Below are 16,094 nucleotides of genomic sequence, written 5' to 3' on the forward strand. Positions count from 1 at the left end.
ACGCCTCAGCGCGTCGCCGGCAGGCGGAAGGTCGACACCGTTTCCACCAGCTGCTGGGCCTGCGACCTCAGCCCCGCCGCCGCCGCGGCCATCTCTTCCACCATGGCGGCGTTCTGCTGCGTGGCCTGGTCCATTTGCGTGACGGCCGTGCCGACCTGGGACACGCCCGCGCTCTGCTCGGCGCTGGACGAGCTGATCTCGCCCATGATGTCGGTCACGCGCTGGATGCTGCTGACGACCTTCTCCATGGTCTCCCCGGCCTGGTCGACCAGCGTGTTGCCGCGATCCACGCGCTCCATGCTCTGCGTGATGAGCTGCTTGATCTCGCGCGCCGCCTCGGCGCTGCGACCGGCCAGCGAACGCACCTCGCCGGCCACGACGGCAAAGCCGCGGCCCTGCTCGCCGGCCCGGGCCGCTTCCACTGCCGCATTCAGCGCCAGGATATTGGTCTGGAAGGCGATCGCATCGATGGTGCCGATGATGTCGCCGATGCGCCGCGAGCTGTCGTTGATGCCGCGCATGGTGTCAACCACCTGCTTGACGACCTGGCCGCCCTCGGCCGCCACATTGGATGCGTTCTGCGCCAGCTGGTTGGCCTGCATGGCGTTGTCGACGTTGTTGCGCACCGTCGCGCCCAGCTCGTCCATGGACGCAGCCGTCTGCTGCAGCGCGCTGGCCTGGCTCTCGGTGCGGGCGCTCAGGTCCTGGTTGCCGCTGGCGATCTCGGAACTGGCATTGGCCACCGACTCCGAGCCGTCGCGCACCTGCTGCACGATGCTGGCCATGCTGTCGCGCATGGCCTTCACGCCCTGCATGACGCTCTCATGGCCGCTGCCTCGCAGGTCGATGTCGACGCTGAGGTCGCCTTCGGCGAGCTGGCGCGTGATCTCGTTGACGCGGGCCGGTTCGCCGCCGAGCTGGCGCGTGATGCTGCGCGTGATGGCCAGGCCCAGCACCAGCAGCACGGCCACCAGCGCGAGCACACCCGCGCCGACCTTCCAGGCCCGCTGCACGATGGCGTCGTTGACGGTGTCGACATAGACCCCCGAGCCGATGATCCAGCCCCAGGGCGTGAAGCCCTTGACGTAGGACTCCTTGGGCACCGGCTGCTCACTGCCGGGCTTGGGCCACATATAGGGAATGAAACCCGCGCCGCTGGCCTTGACGATGTCGACCATGGCCACGAACAGCGGCTTGCCGGTCGGGTCCTTGTTGTTGTTCAGCGCCGTGCCGTCGAGCGCCGGCTTGATGGGATGCATGACCATCAGCGGCGTCATGTCATTGACCCAGAAATACTCGCTGCCGCCGTAGCGCAGGCCTTTCACGGCGGCGAGGGCCGCCTTCTTGGCCTCCTCCTCCGAGAGCTTGCCGGCGGCAACCTGGGCATGGAAATGCGAGACGACGCCGTGCGCCACCTCCACCGCCTGCTTCACCGCCTGCTGGCGCTCATTCATGATGAGGGCGCGTTCCGAGAACAGCAGGAAGCCGGCCACCAGCAGCACGCCGAGGACGGCACCGAAGGTCTGCAGGGCCAGGCGGCGGGAAACCCTGAGCGACTCGAGCTTGAGCATGGCTTTGTCTCCTGGAATCGTTGTGCGCAGATGCTGTCACGCCTGGGTCAGATATGACAGTGCATCAACACCCTTTGCCTCCTCCAAACGTCGCGATTCCGCGACCGGCGTCACATCTGGCACGGTGGCGGGCCTGGGTACAGTGCTGCGATGAGCGTCCTCCTCCACCCCCGCCAGGCCCTGTTCGGCCATGAAGCCACGCCGCCCGCGCTGCCCGTCGTCGACCACTACTGCGGCGTCGAGGCCCGCATGCGCAAGAGCCTGGCCCTGCAGGCCGAGCTCGGGCCCGTCTTCGACATCACGCTGGACGCCGAGGACGGCGCGCCGGTCGGCGGCGAGGCCGAGCATGCGCTGCTGATCGCGGAGCTGGCCACCAGCGCCGCCAACCGCTTCGGCCGCGTCGGCGCGCGTGTGCATCCATTCGGTCACGCGGCATTCGAAAGCGACGTCGATACGCTGATCGCCAGGGCCGGCGAGCGCCTGGCCTATCTGATGATCCCCAAGCCCGAGAGCGCCGACGACGTCGACCGCGCCGCGGCGGCCATCGACGCCGCCTGCGAGCGCCACGGCAAGCCCAAGCTGCCGCTGCAGGTCCTCATCGAGACCCATGGCGCCCTGCGCGAGGTCTTCCGCATCGCGTCCCATCCACGCATCGAGTCGCTGTCCTTCGGCCTGATGGACTTCGTCTCGGCCCATGGCGGCGCGATTCCGAAGACGGCGATGGAGCTGCCGGGCCAGTTCGAGCATCCCCTCGTCGTGCGCGCCAAGCTCGAGATCGCCGCCGCCGCCCACGCCTTCGGCAAGACGCCCTCGCACTGCGTCGTCACCGAGTTCCGCGATGCCGAACGGCTCGCGCAGGCCGCGCGCCGCGCCTCGCGCGAGTTCGGCTACACGCGCATGTGGAGCATCCATCCCGACCAGATCCGACCCATCGTCGAGGCCTTCGCACCGGCCGCCGACGAGGTCGCGGAGGCCGCCGAGCTGCTGCTCGCCGCGCAGGCCCAGCAGTGGGCGCCCATCTCCTTCCACGACCGCCTGCACGACCGCGCCAGCTACCGCTATTTCTGGACCGTGCTGGAGCGCGCCGAGCGCACCGGACGAGCCCTGCCGGAAGCCGCGCGGTCGGCGTTCTTCCCCGTAGCCATCGGGGTAATCGCCGAGTGAGGCAGGGGCAGGCGTGCAGTCCTTCACGCCGACAATGCCTACATCTTTTCACCCCTGCGCGATGCCGTTGCGGCCATGATGCGCCACCCTTTTTCCACCCCTTTCCTCGACCTCCAAGCCCGATGCCGATGCCTTCGCTCCGCCGCAGCGCCGCTGCCCTGATCCTCTGCGCCACCCTGCCCGCTTTCGCTCAGACCGCACCTGCCGCCAAGCCCGCCACTGCCAAGCCGGCCCCCAAGGCCGCCGCCAAGCCCGCACCGGCCAAGAAGACCCCGCCGCCCCCGCCCGAGCCCGTGCTGGCCGATGCCGACGAGACCCAGCTGGCCGCCGCCGAGCGCGCCTACCTCGGCGACTACGCCTGCGAGTTCAAGGAAACCGTGCTGATCGAGAAGCACCCCAAGACGGCGGGCTACATCAATGTGGTCTGGAAGAAGCAGGTCTTCACGATGAAGCCCGTGCTGTCCTCCACCGGCGCCCTGCGCCTGGAAGACGTGACCGGCCGCACGCTGATGATCCAGATCGCCAACAAATCCATGCTGCTGGATACCAAGATCGGCCAACGCCTCATCGACGACTGCGTGCATCCCGAGCAGATCAAGCTGATGGAAGCCGCCAAGGCCGCCAAGATCAACGACCCCGAGGCCGAAGCCGCCGAAGCCGCGCGCAGCGGTCTGGGCATCACGCCCAGTGCAGCGGAGGCGGCCGCCAACACCGCCACCCCGCCTAAGCCGGCGCGGGCCAGCAAGGCCAAGTGAGTCATCTCAGTTGAAACCCGCGGCTCCGGTATGTAGAATGAATACATACTTTCTGATGCATACCTGAGCCGCCGCCTCCACGGCGCTCAGCCGCTGGAGGCCCCATGGAAGCCACCGTTGCCGAACGCGGGCAGATCACCCTGCCCAAAGCCGTCCGAGACGCCCTCGGCCTGACCAAGGGCACCACGCTCAAGGTCGAGCTGGACGGCGGCCGCATCATCCTGCGCAAGAACGTCGACGACGCCCTGGCCAAGCTGCGCGGGCGCTTCAAGCTGGCCGAGGGCTTCACCAGCACCGACGACGCCATGCGCGCCCTGCGCGGCAGGGCCCCCGGCGATCCCTTCCCCGCTCCGAGCGAAGAGGAATGATTGCTGTCGACTCCTCGGTCCTGGTCGACGTGTTGACGGGCGACCTGCGCTACGGCGATGCCTCTTCCGAGGCCCTGGCCCTGGCCCTCAGCCAGGGTGAGGTCGTGCTCTGCGACGCCGTCGCTGCCGAGGTGCAGACCCTGCTCGACACCCGCGAGACCGTCATGGACTCGCTGAAGGAGTTCGGGCTGCGCTATGACCCCATCCAGGAAGCCGCCGCCGTGCGCGCCGGCCATATGCAGCGCCGCTACCGCGACCGCGGTGGCGCCCGCCAGCGCGTCGTCGCAGACTTCCTCATTGGCGCGCACGCGCTGCTGCAATGCCAGGCCCTCATCACCCGCGATGACGGCTTCTTTCGAGACTATTTCAAAGGCCTGAGGCTGATCGTGCCTCAAGCCCAATCCTGACCTGCCCTACGGAGATCACCATGCTGTCAGCCTACCGCCAACACACAGCCGAGCGCGCCGCCCTCGGCATCCCTCCCCTCGCGCTGGACGCCAAGCAGGTCGCTGAACTGATCGAGCTGATCAAGGCCCCGCCGGCCGGCGAGGACGCCTTCCTGCTGGACCTGCTGACCCATCGCGTGCCCCCGGGCGTGGACGATGCCGCCAAGGTCAAGGCCAGCTTCCTGGCCGCCGTGGCGCACGGCGACCTCCAGGTGGGCCTCATTTCGAAGGCCAAGGCCACCGAGCTGCTGGGCACCATGGTGGGCGGCTACAACGTGCATCCGCTGATCGAACTGCTGGACGACGCCGAAGTGGCCGGCGTCGCCGCCGAGGGCCTGAAGAAGACCCTGCTGATGTTCGACTACTTCAACGACGTCGCCACCAAGGCCAAGGCTGGCAATGCCAAGGCCCAGGAAGTCATGAAGAGCTGGGCTGATGCCGAGTGGTTCACGACCCGCCCTGAAGTCGAGAAGAAGATCACCGTCACCGTCTTCAAGGTGCCCGGCGAGACCAACACCGACGACCTGTCGCCCGCCCCCGACGCCTGGAGCCGCCCGGACATCCCGCTGCACTACCTGGCCATGCTGAAGAACACCCGCCCCGACGCGGCCTTCAAGCCCGAGGAAGACGGCAAGCGCGGCCCGATGCAGTTCATCGAAGACCTGAAGAAGAAGGGCCATCTGGTCGCCTATGTCGGCGACGTGGTCGGCACCGGCTCCTCGCGCAAGTCCGCCACCAACTCCGTCATCTGGGCCACCGGCCAGGACATTCCCTTCGTGCCGAACAAGCGCTTCGGCGGCGTGACGCTGGGCGGCAAGATCGCACCGATCTTCTTCAACACGCAGGAAGACTCGGGCTCGCTGCCCATTGAAGTCGACGTCAGCAAGCTCGAAATGGGCGACGTCATCGACGTGCTGCCCTATGACGGCAAGCTGGTGAAGAATGGCCAGACCGTTGCCGAGTTCAAGCTCAAGAGCGATGTGCTCTTCGACGAAGTGCGCGCCGGCGGCCGCATCAACCTCATCATCGGCCGCTCGCTGACCGCCAAGGCGCGCGAGTTCCTGGGCCTGCCCGCCTCCACGCTGTTCCGCCTGCCCTCGGCCCCCGCCGAAACCAAGGCCGGCTTCACGCTGGCGCAGAAGATGGTCGGCCGCGCCGTCGGCCTGCCCGAGGGTCAGGGCGTGCGCCCGGGCACCTATTGCGAGCCCAAGATGACGACGGTCGGCTCGCAGGACACCACCGGCCCCATGACCCGCGACGAGCTCAAGGACCTGGCCTGCCTGGGCTTCTCGGCCGACCTGGTCATGCAGTCCTTCTGCCACACGGCGGCCTATCCCAAGCCCGTGGACGTCAAGACCCACCGCGAGCTGCCCGCCTTCATCAGCAACCGCGGCGGCGTGTCCCTGCGCCCGGGAGACGGCGTCATCCACAGCTGGCTGAACCGCCTGCTGCTGCCCGACACGGTCGGCACCGGCGGCGACTCGCACACCCGCTTCCCCATCGGCATCTCCTTTCCCGCAGGCTCCGGCCTGGTGGCCTTCGGCGCCGCCACCGGCGTGATGCCGCTGGACATGCCCGAATCGGTGCTCGTCCGCTTTAAGGGCGAGATGCAGCCCGGCGTGACGCTGCGCGACCTCGTGCATGCCATCCCGCTGTACGCCATCAAGGCCGGTCTGCTGACCGTGGCCAAGGCCGGCAAGAAGAACGCCTTCTCGGGCCGCATCCTCGAAATCGAAGGCCTGCCCGACCTGAAGGTCGAGCAAGCCTTTGAGTTGTCTGACGCCTCCGCCGAGCGCTCGGCCGCCGGCTGCACGATCAAGCTCAACCCCGAGCCGATCAAGGAATACCTCACCAGCAACATCGTGCTGATGAAGAACATGATCGCCGACGGCTACGCCGACGCGAAGACGCTGCAGCGCCGCATCGAGAAGGTCGAAGCCTGGCTGGCCAATCCCGAGCTGCTGGAAGCCGACAAGGACGCCGAGTACGCCCATGTCATCGAGATCGACCTGGCCGACATCAAGGAACCCATCCTCTGCTGCCCCAACGACCCGGACGATGCCAAGTTCCTGTCCGACGTGGCCGGCACCAAGATCGATGAAGCCTTCATCGGCTCGTGCATGACCAACATCGGCCACTTCCGCGCCGCTGCCAAGCTGCTGGGCGGCCAGCGCGACATCCCGGTCAAGCTGTGGGTCGCCCCGCCGACCAAGATGGACCAGAGCGAGCTGATCAAGGAAGGCCATTACGCCGCCTTCGGCACGGCCGGCGCACGCACCGAAATGCCGGGCTGCAGCCTGTGCATGGGCAACCAGGCGCAAGTGCGTGAAGGCGCGACCGTCGTGTCCACGTCGACCCGCAACTTCCCCAACCGCCTGGGCAAGAACACCAACGTGTTCCTGGCTTCGGCCGAACTGGCCGCCATCGCGTCCAAGCTGGGCCACATCCCGACGGTGCAGGAGTACCACGAGGCGATGGGCATCATCAACAAGGACACCGCCAGCGTCTACAAGTACCTGAACTTCGACCAGATCGAAGAGTACGCCGACACCGCCAAGACCGTGACAGCCTGAGCCTGAAGGCTTCAAAAGCCAGCCCGCCGCGCGCAAGCCCGGCGGGCTTTTTCTTTCAGCTCGTCCAGAAGGCCTGCGGATCAAAGCGCTCCGATGGCGCAGGAATCGGCTTCGCAAGCGTCCACGCTGAGGCGCGGCGATCTCGGATTGACCTTCAACGCAACCGCACGACCAGCTCCCCATGCCCAAGATCTTGAGCATGGTCGGCCGCCGTCCAACCCTGCGGATCGCGGTCCGCCTTGCGGGCTCCCGCGGCGAGCAGCAAGTCCACCATCTCACGCGACCCGCTGCGGGCGGCCAGCATCAGCACCGTGCGGCCCTGGATGTCGCGCAGATGGACCGAGGCCCCGCCTTGCAAGGCCGAGCGTGCGGTCGCCAGCTCGCCGTGATTGACGGCGGCCAGCAGGAAGGCATTGGCGGGCGAAAGGGGTTTGGCCGATTCGGCATTCGACGCCGCCAGGCTTTGGGCGATCTGCGCGGGCGCCGGCGCCCGCGCCCTGCCGGCCAACCCGCTTGAAACCTCGGCCCGCGCCAGGGCCTCGGCCTGAGGCGCTGCCATATCGGCCACCGCCTTGGGCGGCGGTGGTGCGGCGGCGGCCATGGGCGCCGCGGGCATGGGTGCGGCGGCCACGGGCGGCGCGGCGGCGGGCGGGGGTTCGGCCACGGCAGGGCGAGCCGCTTCGGCCATGACCGCGCTCACCTCCGCTTCCCGCCGCGGCTGACGCGCATCCGCCAGCACCTCGGGCGCCGATCGTTCGGCGCGCTGCCTGGCCGGGCTGGCCTTGGCAGCCGTCCGCGGCGCCTCGGCCACCACCAGGGGCGGCGCGGCGACCGGCGGATTCGCCTGGGCCACCACGATGGGCTCCGAGGCCGACGGAGCGGCGGCCAGGCGGGGGTCGGCCTCATGCCTGGCGTCGGGGGGCCTCGGCTTGATGACGAGGAAGGTCGCGACCAGCAGCCCCAGCAGCAGCAAGCCCATGGCATAGGGCGGCCAACGCCAGGCCAGCGCGTTCTCGGCGACCGGCACGGCCGCGGGCGCTTCGGGCCGCGGCAGGGCCGCCATCAGCCGCAGGCGGCGCTGCTCGCGGCCGGCCTCGTCGTCGAGCAGGGCCCGCGCGTACGCGGCCTCGGCGGCGTCGTTGGGGGGGATGGGATCGAACTCAGCCATCACGCCACTCGCTCAGGCGATGCCGCAATGCGTCCCGGGCATAGCGCAGCCGGGTCTTGGCGGTTTCTTGGTGGGCCTGGGTCACGTCGGCAATCTCGGCGAGGCTGAGCTCGACGACGGTGAAGAGCAGGAAGGCCTCCCGCTGCTCGACCGACAGGCGCAGCAGCCCGCCCTCGACGGCCTCCACGAGGCGCTTGGACACCAGTTGCTGCTCTGGCCCGGCGGCAGCCGATGCCAATTGATCCAGGTCGGCTTCGTCGTCGTTCTGTGGCGGGCGGGCGCGCAGATGGTCCAGCACGCGGTTGCGCAGCACGGTGTAGAGCCAGGTCGAGAACCTGGCCTTGGCCGGCGCGAAGCTGGCCGCCTTGCTGGCGACGGCCAGCCAGCCTTCCTGGTGCAGGTCCTCCACCGTGGCGCGGTCCGTGGGGTGCAGCATCTGGCGGACGAAGGCGAAGGTCTTGCGGTCGTGGCGGCGGTACAGGCGGTCGAACGCCCCCATGTCGCCGCGCAGATAGCTGGCGATGAGTTCTTCATCGGCGGGTTCGCTGACGACCATGCGGCGCGGATGCTACCCCGGCGTCACCAGCGCGGCGGGGGATCGGGCACATAGCCGCCGCTGCTGTTGGGGAAGGCCCGCGGCAGCTGCGCCATGGGCCTGGGCATGATGCCGGCCGCCATCAGATTGGCCTGGCTGTCATAGTGGATCTCCAGCAACTGCTCGGGCTGCGAAGTGCGGCGCTGGAAGCCGGTGTGCGCAATGGGCGACCACTCCGAGGCGCCATGCCCCGTGCCCAGCTTGGCGCGCGCCGAGCGCTCGGCTTCGGCCCGCCCGGCGCTTTCTCGCGCCGGTGCCGCCTGGGCAGCGGCATCCGCCGCCGCGCCATTCAGCCGCGACACCGGGCTGGGGGCCTCGTAGACCACCGGCGGCGGCGGCGGTGGCGGCACATGGATCTCGCGGAACACCGCCGCGCCGATCACGCCGACATTGGCCGGCCGGCCGGTGCGCGCGGCATAGGAGTCCCCCAGGGACGTGAACTCGAAGGCGGCGATGCGCTGATCGCTCTTGCGCCAGCCGGTGATGTCGTAGCTCTCGCCCGGGCTCAGCACATAGCCCGACTGGTTGAAGGCCGCCGTGTCACCGGTGATGGCGTTCACGCCGTCCACCGACAGCACCACCAGCACGCGCTCGCCGGTGCGGTTGCTGAGCCGGATGGCATAGCGCGAGCCCGGCGTGCCGGGGCTGTAATGGCGGCCGCGGCTGGGGTACTGCGCCAGGATGGCGCCGCTGTCGCGGTCGACCAGCTGCATGTCGAGCAGAGGCGGGGACGCAGCGGCGGCGCAGCCGGCATGCAGGCCGGCCAGGCCGGTGAGCGCGGCCAGCTGCAGCAAGGCGGTACGGCGGCGCAGGGGGAGCGGCGAACTCATGGCGGATCCTTCGCAGAAGTGGGGAGACCTCTGCTTGTACGCAGCCCCGCGGCGAACAGGGTGAAATCAGGCGCGCGCCGCCCGCCAGCCGCGGTAGCGCCGGGTCAGGCGCCTGGTGCGCAGCTGGTCGGCGATCAGCGTCCACAGCGGTGAAGCCTGAGGCTGCAGCGGCTTGCCGGCGGCCATGCGCTGCAGCTGGCGGCGCACCAGGGCCATGGTCGCCAGGCCCACCAGCACCTTGTCCTTCCAACCCACCTGGGGCCGTGGCGCGACGCTGCCCTGCCCTGCCTGCCAGTCGCGTGGCAGTTCCGGGGCCATCGCCAGCGCCGTGCCCAGGCCGACCAGGGCCACGCCGCCGGCCAGCACGGCCTCGGCCACGGCCGGGCGGGTGATGCCGCCGGTCGTCATCAGCGGCATGGTGGCCACGCCGGCCAGCTCGCGGGCGAACTCCAGGAAATAGGCCTCGCGCGCCAGCGTGCGGCCGTCGGCCGTGCGGCCCTGAAATGCCGCAGGCATCGCCGTCCCCTCGGGGGACCGACCGGGCTGGCGGCGTTCAGCACGCCAGACCGGGCGAGGGGCAAACAATTTCAGGCCTTGATGTCCAGCAGGGCGCCGGTGGTGTTGATCTGCGTCTGCAGCACCTTCAGGTTGGCCACATAGGCATAGGCGGCGGACTGCTGTTCGACGATCTCGTTGGCCGGATTGATCTCGCGCTCAGGCACCTTGTCGACGTTGGTCGGCTCGGCGCTGGGGCGGCTCTGGTTGGTCGCAGCCAGGTTGGCGATGTTCGCCGACGACGCGCGCAGGCGCTCGTTCGCGGACGAGATACCTGTCAGAGCGGTGGACATGGCGACGTTCATCGGGATTCAGTTCAGTAGCGCTTGGGCCGTACATCGGCAACGCCTGAGTGAACTTTAGAACAAAAGGCGAAAAACCCCGCATTTCCGGGGATCACCACCTCCGCAAGCGTGCTTTTGTTCCGGGCCGAGCGCTGGGCCGCTCCCGAGCCGGCCCCCTTGGCGATGTGCTTGCGGCTCAATGCCGCAAGCATCGCCGTCCCCTCTGGGGACCGATCAGGTTCGCGCGCGTTCAGCGCCGCGAGACTGGGCGAGGGGCCAGTTTCAGCCCGCGAGTTCCTCGAAGCCGCCGGCGGAAACAAACACGCGGACGCTGTCGCCGCCCGCCGCCTTGGCCTCGGTGCAGGCCAGGGCTGCGCCGCCGAGCACGGCGTCCACCGTCATCAGCGTCGGCTGGATCTGCACGACGCCCAGCGACGCCTTCACGCGGGTGCGGTGCAGGCCCCAGCGCAGCCGGTAGCTGGCGACGGCGGAGCGCACCTTCTCGGCAATGATCTGGGCGTAGTGCTGGTCGCAGTCGGGCAGCAGGATGGCGAAATGGTCTTCCTCCAGGCGGGCAACCAGGTCGGAGGCCCGCACCTTGCCGATCAGCATCTGGCCCAGGCCGTAGAGGAAATGGTCGCCCACCTCGGCGCCCATGTCCTTGATGACCTCGCCGAAGCGGTCCACGTCCAGCCACAGCACCGAGACCGGCTCGTTGCGGCGGCTGCCGACATGCTCGCCCAGGCGGCGTTCGAATTCGCGGCGGTTGGCCAGCTCGGTGATGGTGTCGTGCTTGGCCGTCCAGGTGGGCTGCAGGCGCTGCGCGCGCGCGGCGCTGACGTCCTCGACGATCCACAGCGACTCGCCCATCGGCGCGTCCCAGTGCACCGGCGTGGCCTGCAGGCGGCCCCAGAAGCGGTGGCCATCGCGCTTGACGTATTCGATCTCCTCGTCCAGCGGCCGGCCGGCGGCAAAAGCGGCGTCGGCGCGCTCCTGCAGGGCCGTGTGGGCGAGGTCGGTGGTGTGCACGACCCGCGTGGCCTGGCCGGTCAGGTCGGTGTCGTCACCGAAGCCGAACATGTGGTTGAACTCCTCGCTGACGACCTCGAAACGCTGGCCGGAGACGAAGGCGACGGCTGTCGGCGCGCGTACCAGCAGGGCACGCAGGCGGGCAGAGGTGGTGTCCTCGGTCGAGGCGGGAGTAGCGCTGCTCATGGGGGTCTCCGGGTCGATCTTCTAGGCCCGACTATCGCAGGACTGCCGGGTTTCGACCATGACGTGCATCACGGCGTTAGAGTCCGCGTCCTTGCCGTACCACGGCGCCTTGACACCACGAGACGATGCGCTTGCTTCCGGTCTCCTTGCTTGCCCTGCTCAGCGGCCTCACCCAGGCCCAGCAGCTCAGTGAAATCCCTCAGGGTCTGCGCGACGCCACACCACGCTGGCATGCCCTGACCGGCGCCCGCCTCGTGCTGGGACCGGGCCAGGTCGTCGAGAACGGCACCCTGGTCATGAAGGATGGCGTCATCGTCGCCGTCGGCGCCGATGTGAAGCCGCCGGCCGGCGCCAAGGTCTGGGCGCTGCAGGGCCGAACCGTCTATGCCGGCTTCATCGACGCGGCCAGCAGCCTCGGCCAGGGACGCGTCGAGCCCCCCAAGGCCAGGGGCCAGACGCCCGGCCAGCGCTGGGTGCGCAGCGAATTCCGCCAGGCCGCGGCGCTGGAGATCAAGGCCGAGGACGTGCGCGCCGCACGCGAACAGGGCTTCACGACCGCCCTGTCCCTGCCGCCCACGGGCGCGGTCTTTCGCGGCCAGAGTGCGCTGATCAGCCTTCGCGACGGCGGCGATGCGCGCAGCCTGGTGCTGGCCAGCGACGTGGCCCAGCATCTGGCCCACGAGTACACGACCTTCGACTTCGAGAGCGGCGGCCGCTCCGGCAACCTGAGCTACCCGACCTCGCTGATGGGCAGCATCGCGCTGCAGCGCCAGACCTTGCTGAACGCCCAATGGGCCGCCGGCCCCGCGCCCAAGGGTGAGCGGCGCGAGTTCAACACCAGCCTCAGCGCCCTGGCGCCGGCGCTGTCAGGCAAGCAGCCCGTCGTGCACGAGGCCCTGGACGAGGAAGACCTGCTGCGCATCGCCAAGCTGCGCGACGAGTTCGGCCTGAAGCTGATCGCCCAGGGCACCGGCCACGAATACCGCAAGGCCGCCCAGCTCAAGGCCCTGGGTCTGCCCGTCATCCTGCCCCTGGCCTATCCGGCCGCCCCCGAGGTCGAACAGCCCGAGAGCGCGCTGGACGTGCCGCTGCAGCTGCTGCAGCACTGGGAGAGAGCGCCCGGCAATGCCGCGGCCCTGCAGGCGGCCGGTGTCGAGTTCGCGATCTCGACGCAAGGCCTGAAGGACGTGAAGAAGGACTTCTGGCCGCGGCTGCGCCAGGCCTTGCAGCGCGGGCTCAAGCCCGAGGCCGCACTGGCCGCACTGACGACGACGCCGGCCAGGCTGCTGAACCAGCCGCGGCTGGGGCGGCTCGCGCCGGGCCAGCTGGCCGACGTCATCGTCGCGAGCGGCGACCTCTTCGCCAGCGAGCAGGCCGAGGTCGAGATCGCCTTCGTCGACGGCCAGCCCTTGCCGACCGAAGCCTGGGAGCGCTTCGATGCCCGTGGCCGCTGGACCGTGAAGACCGCCGGCGGTGCCGAGGTGAACTGGCAAATCGCCGGCACGCGGGCCAAGCCCACGCTGCAGGTCGACGGCAAGGCCTGCGAGCTGCAGCAGCGTGGCCGCGAACTGCTGCTGCGCTGGCCTTGCGAAGGCGGCAGCAGCAGCCTGCGCCTCGAAGGACGGGGCACAACGCTGGTGGGTGCGCTGACGCTGGCCGACGGCCGCACCCAGGCCTGGACGGCCACGCGCGTCGCGCCCTTCGAGCCGCCGGCACCCAAGCTGCCCCTGGTCGCCTCGCCCTCACCCGCCACCTTCCCGGCCGGCGTCTTCGGCCGCGCCACGCCGCCCGAGCGGCCGGCCGCCGTGCTGGTGCGCAACGCGACGGTCTGGACCAGTGCCGCGGCCGGCAATCTGGAAGCCACCGACCTGCTGGTGCGCGACGGCCGCATCGCCGCCATCGGCAAGGGCCTGGCCGCGCCGGCCGGCGCCGTCGTCATCGATGCGGCGGGCAGGCATCTGACGCCCGGCCTCATCGACGCCCACTCCCACACCGCCGTCCACCGCGGCACCAATGAGTTCGCGCATTCGGTGACGGCCGAGGTGCGCGTCGGCGATGTGGTGGATGCCACCGACATCAGCCTCTACCGCCAGCTCGCCGGCGGCGTGACCAGCAGCAACCTGCTGCACGGCTCGGCCAATGCCATCGGCGGCCAGAACCAGGTCATCAAGCTGCGCTGGGGCCTGGACGCCGAGGCGCTGAAGTTCGAGGGCGCCGTGCCCGGCATCAAGTTCGCGCTGGGCGAGAACGTCAAGCGCGCCAACTTCCCCGCCGCCGCCGACGCCGACCCGCGCTACCCGGCCACGCGCATGGGCGTGGAGCAGGTGATGCGCGACGCCTTCCTGGCCGCCCAGGCCTACCGCGAGCGTCGCAAGGCCGACCCGCACACGCGCCGCGACCTGCAGATGGACACCCTGGTCGAGCTGCTGGAGAGGAAGCGCGTCATCCACATCCACAGCTACCGCGCCGACGAGATCCTGATGTTCATCGCGCTGGCCCGGCAGTTCGGCCTGGACGTCGCCACCTTCCAGCATGTGCTGGAGGCCTACAAGGTCGCGCCCGAGATCGCGTCCATCGGCGCCGGCGCCTCGGGCTTCTCGGACTGGTGGGGCTACAAGGTCGAGGTGCAGGACGCCATTCCCTACAGCGGCGCGATGACGCGCAAGGCCGGGGTGCTGACCAGCTTCAATTCCGACAGCGACGAACTGGCCCGCCGCCTCAACACCGAGGCCGCCAAGTTTCTGCGCTATGGCGGCAAGGACTGGGGCTTGAGCCCGCCCGGCCGCCCCAAGGGCGAAATCCGGAGTGCGGAGCACGAGGAAAGCCGATCCCTCGAGGCCGAGGCGCTGAAGTTCGTGACCATCAATTCGGCGAAGCAGCTGCGCATCGATGCCCGCGTCGGCTCGCTGGAGGTGGGCAAGGACGCCGACTTCGTCATCTGGAGCGCCAATCCCTTGTCCAGCGCCGCCCGGGCCGAACAGACCTGGATCGACGGCCGCCGCTATTTCGACCGCGGCGAGGATGCGCAGCTGCGCGAACGCGACCGGGCCGAGCGCGCCCGCCTCGTCGCCCTGGCCCTGCCCGAGCGCGCCAAGGCCGCGGCGCCCCCCGAGGGCCGACCGGCGACACCGGTCACCGCGGCCCTGGATCAGCTCGAACTGCAGCGCTGGCTGCACCAAGCCAACCGCGACCGCCACAGCTATTTCGGCGGCGACGCCTGGCATGAATGCACCGTGGACGCGTACTGACATGAAGCTCGCACTCATCACCACCTTGCTGGCCGCCGCCTTCACCGCCCAAGCCACGCCCAACACACCGCCCCCGCCGCAGCGCGAGCCGCTGCTGCTGCGCAACGCGGTCATCCACCCGGTCAGCAGCCCCGTCATCGCCAACGGCAGCCTGCTCATCGAAGCCGGCAAGATCCGCGCGATCGGCGGCGCCGAGCTGGCCGCGCCCGCCGGCGCCAGGACCATCGACCTCGGCGGCCGCCATGTCTACCCCGGCATGGTCGCGGCCAACAGCAGCCTGGGCCTGGCTGAGATCCGGTCTGTCAGCGCGTCCGTGGACAGCAGCGAGACCGGCGCGCTGAATCCGAACGCACGGGCCCTGGTGGCCTTCAACGCCGACAGCGAGCTGCTGCCCGTCACGCGCGGTGGTGGCGTGCTGACGGCCCTGTCGGTGCCCGACGCCGGCCGCAGCGGCCTCATTGCCGGCACCTCGGCCCTGCTGCAGCTGGAAGGCTGGAACTGGCAGGACATGGCCCTCATCCCCGAGGTCGGCCTGCACATCGCCGTGCCGCGGCTGCGGCTGAACAGCGCCCTGTTCCCCACCCAGCCCGACGCGCGCCTGGCCGAGATGCGCCGCTCGACCGAGGCCCGGCTCAAGCTGCTGGATGATGCCTTCGAGTCCGCCAAGGCCTACGCCCTGGCCCGCGCGGCCGACGCCAGCATGCCGGTGGACACGCGCTGGGATGCCATGCGCCCCGTGCTGCCGGCCACGCCGGGCGCGCTGCCGGCACGGCCAGTCTTCATGCATGCGGACGACCTCGCGCAGATCCGCTTCGCGCTGGACTTCGCCGCACGCCATGGGCTGAAGCTCGTCATCGTCGGCGGCGCCGATGCCTGGCGCGTGGCCGACACGCTGCGCGCCCGCGACGTGGCCGTCATCATCGGCGGCCTGCTGCGCCTGCCCATGCGCCGCGACGATCCGCCCGATGCCCTGTTCAGCCTGCCGGCCCAGCTGGCTGCGGCCGGCGTGCGCTATTGCATCGCCGACGGCGGCCGCGATTCGACCAATACGCGCAACCTGCCCTTCGAGGCCGCCCATGCCCGCGCCTTCGGCCTCAGCGACGACGAGGCCCTGAAGGCCGTGACGCTGTATCCGGCCCAGATCCTCGGCATCGCCGACAGGCTGGGGTCCCTGGAGGTCGGCAAGCTGGCCACCCTCTTCGTGGCCGACGGCGATCCGCTGGAGCCGACGACGCGCATCGAGCGCGTCTTCGTCCAGGGGCGTGAGGTGGAGCTGAGCGACCGGCAGACCCAGCTGCGGGACAAATACCTGAAGCGCTAAC

The 16,094-nt window shown here is 69.8% G+C and carries 14 protein-coding genes; 7 read left to right on the top strand and 7 right to left on the bottom strand.

The features are described from left to right. Nucleotides 1-5: 5 nt before the first annotated feature. Entirely contained in the window at nucleotides 6-1,571 is a 1,566-nt protein-coding gene (locus tag AC07OY_RS22525; RefSeq protein WP_495044813.1) for a methyl-accepting chemotaxis protein, read from the bottom strand. A 150-nt stretch (nucleotides 1,572-1,721) separates the two neighbouring features. Here AC07OY_RS22525 and AC07OY_RS22530 point away from each other — a divergent pair, with 150 nt between their 5' ends. The 5 genes from AC07OY_RS22530 to acnB all read left to right on the top strand — a co-directional run bounded on the left by AC07OY_RS22530 (nucleotide 1,722) and on the right by acnB (nucleotide 6,877). Then, entirely contained in the window at nucleotides 1,722-2,735 is a 1,014-nt protein-coding gene (locus AC07OY_RS22530) for an HpcH/HpaI aldolase/citrate lyase family protein (RefSeq protein ID WP_495044814.1), read from the top strand. A 128-nt stretch (nucleotides 2,736-2,863) separates the two neighbouring features. Next, the gene (locus tag AC07OY_RS22535; RefSeq protein WP_495044815.1) at nucleotides 2,864-3,490 is read left to right on the top strand and encodes a hypothetical protein; all 627 of its coding nucleotides are present in this window, start codon (nucleotides 2,864-2,866) and stop codon (nucleotides 3,488-3,490) included. 104 nt (nucleotides 3,491-3,594) lie between these two features. Next, nucleotides 3,595-3,858 carry an AbrB/MazE/SpoVT family DNA-binding domain-containing protein gene (locus AC07OY_RS22540; protein WP_495044816.1) on the top strand — a complete coding sequence of 88 codons (264 nt, stop codon included), beginning with the start codon at nucleotides 3,595-3,597 and terminating at the stop codon, nucleotides 3,856-3,858. Continuing rightward, nucleotides 3,855-4,265, top strand: coding sequence for a type II toxin-antitoxin system VapC family toxin (locus AC07OY_RS22545; protein WP_495044817.1), 411 nt, complete (start codon nucleotides 3,855-3,857; stop codon nucleotides 4,263-4,265). The genes AC07OY_RS22540 and AC07OY_RS22545 overlap by 4 nt, the downstream gene beginning before the upstream one ends. A 20-nt stretch (nucleotides 4,266-4,285) precedes the next feature. Further along, a complete protein-coding gene (acnB, locus tag AC07OY_RS22550; RefSeq protein ID WP_495044818.1) occupies nucleotides 4,286-6,877 on the top strand; it encodes a bifunctional aconitate hydratase 2/2-methylisocitrate dehydratase in 2,592 nt (863 codons plus the stop codon). A gap of 154 nt (nucleotides 6,878-7,031) precedes the next feature. Here the strand turns inward: acnB and AC07OY_RS22555 are convergent, their stop codons facing one another. The 6 genes from AC07OY_RS22555 to AC07OY_RS22580 form a co-directional block, all read right to left on the bottom strand. Beyond that, nucleotides 7,032-8,045, bottom strand: coding sequence for an ankyrin repeat domain-containing protein (locus AC07OY_RS22555; protein ID WP_495044819.1), 1,014 nt, complete (start codon nucleotides 8,043-8,045; stop codon nucleotides 7,032-7,034). Next, nucleotides 8,038-8,601, bottom strand: a complete 564-nt coding sequence (locus tag AC07OY_RS22560) for a sigma-70 family RNA polymerase sigma factor (RefSeq protein WP_495044820.1) — start codon at nucleotides 8,599-8,601, stop codon at nucleotides 8,038-8,040. Before AC07OY_RS22560 ends, AC07OY_RS22555 begins: the two co-directional genes overlap by 8 nt. 23 nt (nucleotides 8,602-8,624) lie before the next feature. Continuing rightward, nucleotides 8,625-9,470: a hypothetical protein gene (locus tag AC07OY_RS22565; RefSeq protein ID WP_495044821.1), complete on the bottom strand. Its 846-nt coding sequence runs from the start codon at nucleotides 9,468-9,470 to the stop codon at nucleotides 8,625-8,627. 66 nt (nucleotides 9,471-9,536) lie between these two features. Then, a complete protein-coding gene (locus AC07OY_RS22570; RefSeq protein WP_495044822.1) occupies nucleotides 9,537-9,986 on the bottom strand; it encodes a hypothetical protein in 450 nt (149 codons plus the stop codon). Nucleotides 9,987-10,057: 71 nt separating this feature from the next. After that, on the bottom strand, nucleotides 10,058-10,318 hold the full coding sequence (locus tag AC07OY_RS22575; protein ID WP_495044823.1) for a hypothetical protein: 261 nt from the start codon (nucleotides 10,316-10,318) through the stop codon (nucleotides 10,058-10,060). A gap of 273 nt (nucleotides 10,319-10,591) precedes the next feature. Then, nucleotides 10,592-11,524, bottom strand: a complete 933-nt coding sequence (locus tag AC07OY_RS22580; protein WP_495044824.1) for a GGDEF domain-containing protein — start codon at nucleotides 11,522-11,524, stop codon at nucleotides 10,592-10,594. 125 nt (nucleotides 11,525-11,649) lie between these two features. Here AC07OY_RS22580 and AC07OY_RS22585 point away from each other — a divergent pair, with 125 nt between their 5' ends. Beyond that, a complete protein-coding gene (locus tag AC07OY_RS22585) occupies nucleotides 11,650-14,772 on the top strand; it encodes an amidohydrolase family protein (RefSeq protein ID WP_495044825.1) in 3,123 nt (1,040 codons plus the stop codon). A gap of 1 nt (nucleotide 14,773) precedes the next feature. Beyond that, complete coding sequence (locus AC07OY_RS22590; RefSeq protein WP_495044826.1) at nucleotides 14,774-16,093, top strand: amidohydrolase family protein; 1,320 nt, start codon at nucleotides 14,774-14,776, stop codon at nucleotides 16,091-16,093. The last annotated feature ends 1 nt before the right edge of the window (nucleotide 16,094 follow it).

It is taken from the genome of Roseateles sp. GW821-FHT09H10, assembly GCF_059415865.1.

Coding starts and splice junctions, on each gene's coding strand:
- AC07OY_RS22565 (WP_495044821.1), bottom strand. CDS start 9,470: ATGAGTTCGCCGCTCCCCCTGCGCCGCCGTACCGCCTTGCTGCAGCTG.
- AC07OY_RS22525 (WP_495044813.1), bottom strand. CDS start 1,571: ATGCTCAAGCTCGAGTCGCTCAGGGTTTCCCGCCGCCTGGCCCTGCAG.
- AC07OY_RS22535 (WP_495044815.1), top strand. CDS start 2,864: ATGCCTTCGCTCCGCCGCAGCGCCGCTGCCCTGATCCTCTGCGCCACC.
- acnB (WP_495044818.1), top strand. CDS start 4,286: ATGCTGTCAGCCTACCGCCAACACACAGCCGAGCGCGCCGCCCTCGGC.
- AC07OY_RS22530 (WP_495044814.1), top strand. CDS start 1,722: ATGAGCGTCCTCCTCCACCCCCGCCAGGCCCTGTTCGGCCATGAAGCC.
- AC07OY_RS22545 (WP_495044817.1), top strand. CDS start 3,855: ATGATTGCTGTCGACTCCTCGGTCCTGGTCGACGTGTTGACGGGCGAC.
- AC07OY_RS22560 (WP_495044820.1), bottom strand. CDS start 8,601: ATGGTCGTCAGCGAACCCGCCGATGAAGAACTCATCGCCAGCTATCTG.
- AC07OY_RS22585 (WP_495044825.1), top strand. CDS start 11,650: ATGCGCTTGCTTCCGGTCTCCTTGCTTGCCCTGCTCAGCGGCCTCACC.
- AC07OY_RS22575 (WP_495044823.1), bottom strand. CDS start 10,318: ATGTCCACCGCTCTGACAGGTATCTCGTCCGCGAACGAGCGCCTGCGC.
- AC07OY_RS22580 (WP_495044824.1), bottom strand. CDS start 11,524: ATGAGCAGCGCTACTCCCGCCTCGACCGAGGACACCACCTCTGCCCGC.
- AC07OY_RS22540 (WP_495044816.1), top strand. CDS start 3,595: ATGGAAGCCACCGTTGCCGAACGCGGGCAGATCACCCTGCCCAAAGCC.
- AC07OY_RS22590 (WP_495044826.1), top strand. CDS start 14,774: ATGAAGCTCGCACTCATCACCACCTTGCTGGCCGCCGCCTTCACCGCC.
- AC07OY_RS22570 (WP_495044822.1), bottom strand. CDS start 9,986: ATGCCTGCGGCATTTCAGGGCCGCACGGCCGACGGCCGCACGCTGGCG.
- AC07OY_RS22555 (WP_495044819.1), bottom strand. CDS start 8,045: ATGGCTGAGTTCGATCCCATCCCCCCCAACGACGCCGCCGAGGCCGCG.